This is a genomic window from Thermaurantiacus sp. (assembly GCF_053487655.1).
In genome coordinates, this window is sequence record NZ_JBRCLD010000068.1 from 1 (window position 1) to 5,683 (window position 5,683).

Sequence of the window (5,683 nt, forward strand, 5' to 3'; positions counted from 1 at the left end):
CCTACACGGTTACCGCCCCCCTCTTCTCGGACCACGCGGAGAAGGCCCGCGCCATCGCCCTTCCCCCCGGCGCGCGGGCGCGCCTCGTTGGCGACGGGCTCCTCGACCTTCCCGTCGGCACGGTGCTCGTGAAGAGCTTCGTCTACCCCGCGTCGGCCGCCGGGCCTGCCGTCACCATGGAGACGCGGCTTCTCGTGCGTCGGGCCGAAGGCTGGGTGGCGCTGCCCTATGTGTGGGATGCCGATGGCCGCGAGGCCCGGCTCCGGCGCGCGGGCGCCCGGGTGCCGGTCCGCGTCGCCGTCGAGGGCGAGACCCGCGCGCTCGCCTGGGCCGTGCCCAACGTGAACCAGTGCAAGACCTGCCACGCGGTTGGCAACGCGCTCCAGCCGCTTGGAGTGAAGGCCCGCAATCTCGCGGCGACCGGCGATCTCGCCCGCCTTGCCCGCCTGGGCCTTCTTGATGGCGCCGAACGGCTGGCGGCTGTGCGCGCACTCCCCCGCCCTGATGACATTGCCGCTCCGCTTGCGGGGCGAGCGCGGGCGTGGCTTGATGCCAATTGCGGCCATTGCCATGCGCGGGCCGGGAGCGCGTCCAACTCGGGTCTCTTTCTCGACTGGGAGGAAGCGGACCCGGTTGCGCTTGGCATCGGCAAGCGGCCGGTTGCCGCCGGGCGCGGCTCGGGCGGGCGCGACGTTGCCATCGCACCCGGCCACCCCGAGCGCTCGATCCTTCTTTTTCGCATGCAATCGACAGAGCCGGGCGTGATGATGCCAGAACTCGGCCGCACCCTGGTTGATGAGAAAGGAATCGCGCTCGTGCGCGCCTGGATCCAATCGCTTCGGCCCTGAGTTGCGGGCGGGACGTGCGGTCGGTCCCTTGCGGCCCGCGGTTGCCGGCAAAGCCCGCCGGGCCTGCGTGCCGGCTGCGCCTTCGCAGAGTCGGGCGGCGAAGCTTCGCCTCGCGCCCGCTCCGGCCCTAGTGCGCCATCACCAGTGGCACCGGGCTTGAATCGAGAAAGTCTCGGGTCACTCCGCCGAGCAGGAACTCGATGGTGCGCGAGCGGCTATAGGCCCCCATCACCATCCATTGGGCGCCGAGATCCCGGACCGCTTGTGCCAGCGTTTCCGCGACGCCCTGGCCGCCCGTGCGGCGGTCCTCGAGGTCTGCCGAGATGCCGTGGCGGGCCAGATATTGGGCAGCCTCTGTCGGCGGCAGGTCCCCGCCTTCAGGAGGGTCGACCACCACCACGGTCACGGCCGCCGCACGCGCCAGAAGCGGCACGGCTGCCCGCAGCGCCTTCGCACTTTCCATGCTCTGCTTCCAGGCGACGACAGCAGGCCTGGTGCAGTCGAACCCGACATGGCCTGGCGGCAGGGCGAGAACGGGTGTTTCGGCGCGCACCAGCACTTCGGCAACGGAGGCCTGCGGCGTGGTGCCAGGCTCGGACAGGCTCATGACGATCACGTCCATGAGGATTGAGCCTTCGATCAGAAGATCAGCCGGCTCGCCGACGGCATCTTCCCAGGTGAAAGGCACGTCTTCGCGCGCGAGCTCGGCCTCGATTTTTGCCCGTACTTCCTTGGCGGCCGCTGTTTCCTGCTCGATGAGCTCGGCCACCAGCGCGGCGCCGGCGCCAAAGCCGGCGGCATCGGCGCCGAAATAGGCTGGGATGCGCCGCGGCTGGAGGCAGTGGACATGGCCGCCGAAGGTGCGCGCGACATCAAGCGCTGCCTCCCTGCGGCCGGGAAAGCCGGCATCTGGCGCCACGTGCAGCAGGATCGATTTCATTGGCGTCCTCTTGGTCTTTGCATCTCCTCCCCTTGCGACGGCGGCCGGCGCCTGTCCAGAGCGGGCTTCTCTTCCTGTCCGCAGGCCGGGTGCTGTTCATCTTCGGTATCGCTCACCTCCCCTATCGCCCAGACGCCCGCACACGCGGGGGTTCAGTCTCGAGGGGAAGTCATGCACCGTTTTCTCGCTGCCGCCCTTGCGGCCTCAAGCCTTGCCCTGTCGTTCGCAGCTCCGGCCGATGCCCGATCGGCGCGCAGATGCCCTGCGGTTACGACTGCCCAAGTCGAAGCCCTTTTCGACCGGTTCAATGCCGCCTGGGCCACGCGCGATCCCGCCAAGGTCGCAGCCCTGTTCGCGCCCGATGCGACGCTCCTTGCCACCGTCTCCAACGCCGAGCGCACGACGCCGGCCCGGATTGAGGAGTATTTCGTCGGCTTCCTGAAAGGGGAACCTGTGGGCCGGATCGAAACCTCGACCGTCATGATCGACTGCAATCTTGCAACCCGTACCGGCAACTGGGTGGTGAACGCCAAGAACGCCAATGGCGAGCGAGTCGACATCCCGGCACGCTACAGCTTTATCTACAAGTGGGACGGCAAGGACTGGAAGATCCAGCACCTTCACTCCTCCGTCCGGCCGGCCCCGGTCCAGTAGGGGCGAAGAGGGGCCGAGCAGCTCGGGCGGGATCAGCCGATGATCTCGCCCGCGCACTCCCCGAAGCCTATGGGGGCAAAGCCGTCGCGCTCGGCCCGGGCGATGAGGATGATCCGGTCTCCGGCTTCGAGGAAGGTGCGAGTCTCGCCGGTGGGAAGGGCAAGCGGCTGCTTGCCGCCTTGGGTCAGCTCGAGAAGCGAGCCAGCGGCATCCTGCGCTTCGCCTGAAATGGTGCCGCTGCCGAGGAGGTCTCCGGGCCGAAGATTGCAGCCGCCGCTGGTGTGGTGGGCAAGCATCTGGGCGGGGGTCCAGTAGAGATCGCGACTTGTCCCCCGGCTGATCCGCAGCGGCGCAATTCCGGCAGCACGCATCGCGGCCGTCTCCAGATGGGCTTCGACGATGAGGTCGAGCCCGCCTGCCTGCTGGTCGGCCGAGTCGAGGAGATAGGGAAGCAATGCTGGCGCCTCGCCTCCGCGCGGCATGGCCGGAGAGCGGAAGGGGGCGAGTGCTTCGGGAGTCACGATAAAGGGCGACACCGAGGTTGCGAAATTCTTGGCAAGAAAGGGCCCGAGCGGCTGATATTCCCAGGCCTGGATGTCGCGCGCGGACCAGTCGTTCAGGAGGCAGTAGCCGGCGATATGCGAAGCTGCCTTCCCGATCGGGATGGGGGTGCCAAGTTCGTTGCCCGGCCCTACCCAGATGCCAAGCTCCAGCTCATGGTCGAGCCGGGCAGAAGGGGCAAAGCGCGGCCCGTCCGCTCCGGCCAGCTGGCCGGTGGGCCGGGGGACCGGCGTTCCCGAAATGACCACCGACGAGGCCCGGCCATGGTAGGCGACGGGCAGGTGGCGATAGTTGGGAAGCAACGGATTGTCGGGCCGGAACAGCGCCCCCACGCGGCGGGCATGGTGGATGCCAGCGTAGAAGTCGGTGTAGTCGCCGATTTCGCACGGCAGATGGAAGTTGACGGCTGCCATTGGGCGCAGGTGCGGGGTGACCTTGGCCTCGTGCTTCTGGTCAGTCAGGAGGGCGAAGAGGGCGTGGCGAAGTGCGAGGCGAGCCTCGCGCCCGAGGGAGAGGAACTCATTCAGCCGTTCGTGCAGGAGCTCCAGGACAGCATCCTCAAGCTCTGGCACCAGGCCCGCCGCCATCAGTGCGGGCAGGTCGAGCACATGGTCGCCGATGGCGACGCCTGCGCGCGGGACGCTGCCATTCTCTGAGAACAGGCACAGCGGCAGGTTTTGCACCGGAAAGTGCGGATGGCCGGTGGCGCCTGCAACCCAAGAGCGCGCAGCGGGATCGTGGGTTTGGTCGAGAGTCACAGGCAGGCCGGCGGAAAGCCGTTCCAGGCTGAATCATAATCGGCCTGGCGGCTGGCATGGCTGAGAGCGGCTGGGGCGAGGAGAAGTGGCGCGCGCGTTTCGAACATGAAAGCAAGGCCCTGGTCGAGCCTGACGGGGGCAAGTGCCGCCTCGCTTGCGCGCTGCCAGCTTGCAAGGTCAGGCCCGTGTGCCGACATCCGGTTGTGGAGCGAGCTGCCACCAGGTGCGAACCCGCCGCCTTCCTTGGCGTCATAGGCGCCGGAGATGAGGCCCATGAACTCGCTCATCACATTGCGGTGGAACCAGGGCGGCCGGAACGTGTCTTCCGCGACCATCCAGCGCGGCGGAAAGATGACGAAATCGCAGTTGGCAACGCCGGCCGTGTCGGACGGTGAGGTAAGAACGGTGAAGATCGACGGGTCCGGGTGGTCGAAGCTGACCGTTCCCATGGTGTTGAACCGGGCAAGGTCATAGCGGAAGGGTGCGAGGTTGCCGTGCCAGGCCGCGACATCGAAGGGGGTGTGGGGAAGGTTGGTTACGAACAGCCGGCCGCCGAGCTTCATGAACAGGCGGGTGGGCTGATCGGCTTCGAGCGTGGCCTGGGGCGCCTCGAAGTCGCGCGGGCTGGCGAGCGCATTGGCGCCAAGCGGCCCGAGCTCGGGCAGGCGGAAGGGAGCGCCCATGTTCTCAAGCGCCCAGCCCCGCGCTGGCTCTGCAACATCGACCCGGAACCTGACGCCGCGCGGGACGAGCGCGATCTGCCCTGGCGGGACGACAAGCGGGCCGAACTCGGTCATGAGATGAAGCACCCCCTGCTGGGGCACCAGCAGCCATTCGCCATCGGCGCTGGCGAAAGCGCGGGCCTCCATCGGCCGGTTGCAGCCAAAAAGGAAGATCGAAACCCCTTCGCCTGCAGTTGCCGCCCACAGAAGGAGGCCATCCAGAAAATCGACTGGGGCCTCGGGGAGCGGCAGGGGACTCCAGCGCTCGCGGTTGGGAGACAGCGCGGAGGCGGGCGCAAGGCCAGGGTGCGGCGCCTCGGCAAAGCGCGGGTGCATTGCCGAAGGCCGGCGGCGGTAGAGCCAGCTGCGCCGGTTCTCATGCCGGGGGGCGGTGAATGCCGTTCCCGACAGCTGCTCGGCATAAAGGCCGAAGGCTGGCTTTTGCGGCGAATTGCGCCCGACGGGAAGCGCGCCAGGGACAGCCTCGCTTGCAAGATGATTGCCAAAGCCGGCAGGTGCAGCAAGGGGAGGCGTGAAGGGCCGGTTCATGCCCGCATCCCTGCTGGCAGCACGCCCCGCCGGATCTGGTCGAGCTCGAGACTTTCGAACAGAGCCTGGAAATTGCCCTCGCCGAACCCCTCGTTGCCCTTCCGCTGGATAATCTCGAAGAAAATGGGCCCGACCATGTTGGCAGTGAAGATCTGGAGGAGGAGGCCGCCGCCCGTCTCGGGCGCGCCGTCGATGAGGATCCGCCGCGCGCGCATGGCTTCCACATCATGCCCATGGCCGGGCAGCCGCGCATCGAGCAGCTCATAATAGGTGTCGGGCGTGTCCTGGAAGGCAATGCCATTGGCCCTGAGCTTGTCGACGGTTGCGAAAATATCATCGGTTGCAAGAGCGATGTGCTGGATTCCCTCGCCATTGTAGGCGCGCAGGAACTCGGCGATCTGGGAATGCTCGTCCTGGCTTTCGTTCAAGGGAATGCGGATCTTGTTGTCGGGCGCAGTCATCGCCTTCGAAAAAAGCCCGGTTGCCTTGCCCCTTATGTCGAAGAAGCGGATCTCGCGGAAGTTGAAGATGCGGCGATACCAGTCTGCCCATTTTGCCATGTCGCCCTTCGCCACATTGTGGGTCAGATGGTCGAGCGTGTGGAGGCCGACCGACCGGTCCTCGCGGCTCGCGCCCGGGACGGGGCGGAAA

At 67.3% G+C, this 5,683-nt stretch carries 6 protein-coding genes; 2 read left to right on the plus strand and 4 right to left on the minus strand.

Translation table 11 applies throughout. From position 1 onward, the window contains the following. On the plus strand, positions 1 to 848 hold an 848-nt coding region (locus tag ACWIQA_RS07155; protein WP_448582383.1), incomplete at its 5' end, for an SO2930 family diheme c-type cytochrome. Positions 849 to 975: 127 nt separating this feature from the next. On the opposite strand, the gene ACWIQA_RS07160 is transcribed toward ACWIQA_RS07155, so the two are convergent. Next, positions 976 to 1,788 (minus strand): universal stress protein, encoded by an 813-nt coding sequence (locus ACWIQA_RS07160; RefSeq protein ID WP_448582384.1) that lies wholly within the window; start codon positions 1,786 to 1,788, stop codon positions 976 to 978. A 171-nt stretch (positions 1,789 to 1,959) separates the two neighbouring features. Between ACWIQA_RS07160 and ACWIQA_RS07165 the strand changes: the two genes are divergently transcribed. Then, entirely contained in the window at positions 1,960 to 2,442 is a 483-nt protein-coding gene (locus tag ACWIQA_RS07165) for an SgcJ/EcaC family oxidoreductase (protein ID WP_448582385.1), read from the plus strand. A gap of 32 nt (positions 2,443 to 2,474) precedes the next feature. Here ACWIQA_RS07165 and fahA read toward each other — a convergent pair whose 3' ends face one another. The 3 genes from fahA to hppD form a co-directional block, all read right to left on the minus strand. After that, positions 2,475 to 3,767 carry a fumarylacetoacetase gene (gene fahA / locus ACWIQA_RS07170; protein ID WP_448582388.1) on the minus strand — a complete coding sequence of 431 codons (1,293 nt, stop codon included), beginning with the start codon at positions 3,765 to 3,767 and terminating at the stop codon, positions 2,475 to 2,477. Continuing rightward, the gene (gene hmgA, locus ACWIQA_RS07175) at positions 3,758 to 5,032 is read right to left on the minus strand and encodes a homogentisate 1,2-dioxygenase (RefSeq protein WP_448582386.1); all 1,275 of its coding nucleotides are present in this window, start codon (positions 5,030 to 5,032) and stop codon (positions 3,758 to 3,760) included. The genes fahA and hmgA overlap by 10 nt, the downstream gene beginning before the upstream one ends. Beyond that, positions 5,029 to 5,683, minus strand: a 655-nt coding sequence (gene hppD / locus ACWIQA_RS07180; protein WP_448582387.1) for a 4-hydroxyphenylpyruvate dioxygenase, incomplete at its 5' end; no start/stop codon positions are given. The genes hmgA and hppD, both read right to left, overlap by 4 nt.

Coding starts and splice junctions, on each gene's coding strand:
- ACWIQA_RS07160 (WP_448582384.1), bottom strand. CDS start 1,788: ATGAAATCGATCCTGCTGCACGTGGCGCCAGATGCCGGCTTTCCCGGC.
- ACWIQA_RS07165 (WP_448582385.1), top strand. CDS start 1,960: ATGCACCGTTTTCTCGCTGCCGCCCTTGCGGCCTCAAGCCTTGCCCTG.
- hmgA (WP_448582386.1), bottom strand. CDS start 5,032: ATGAACCGGCCCTTCACGCCTCCCCTTGCTGCACCTGCCGGCTTTGGC.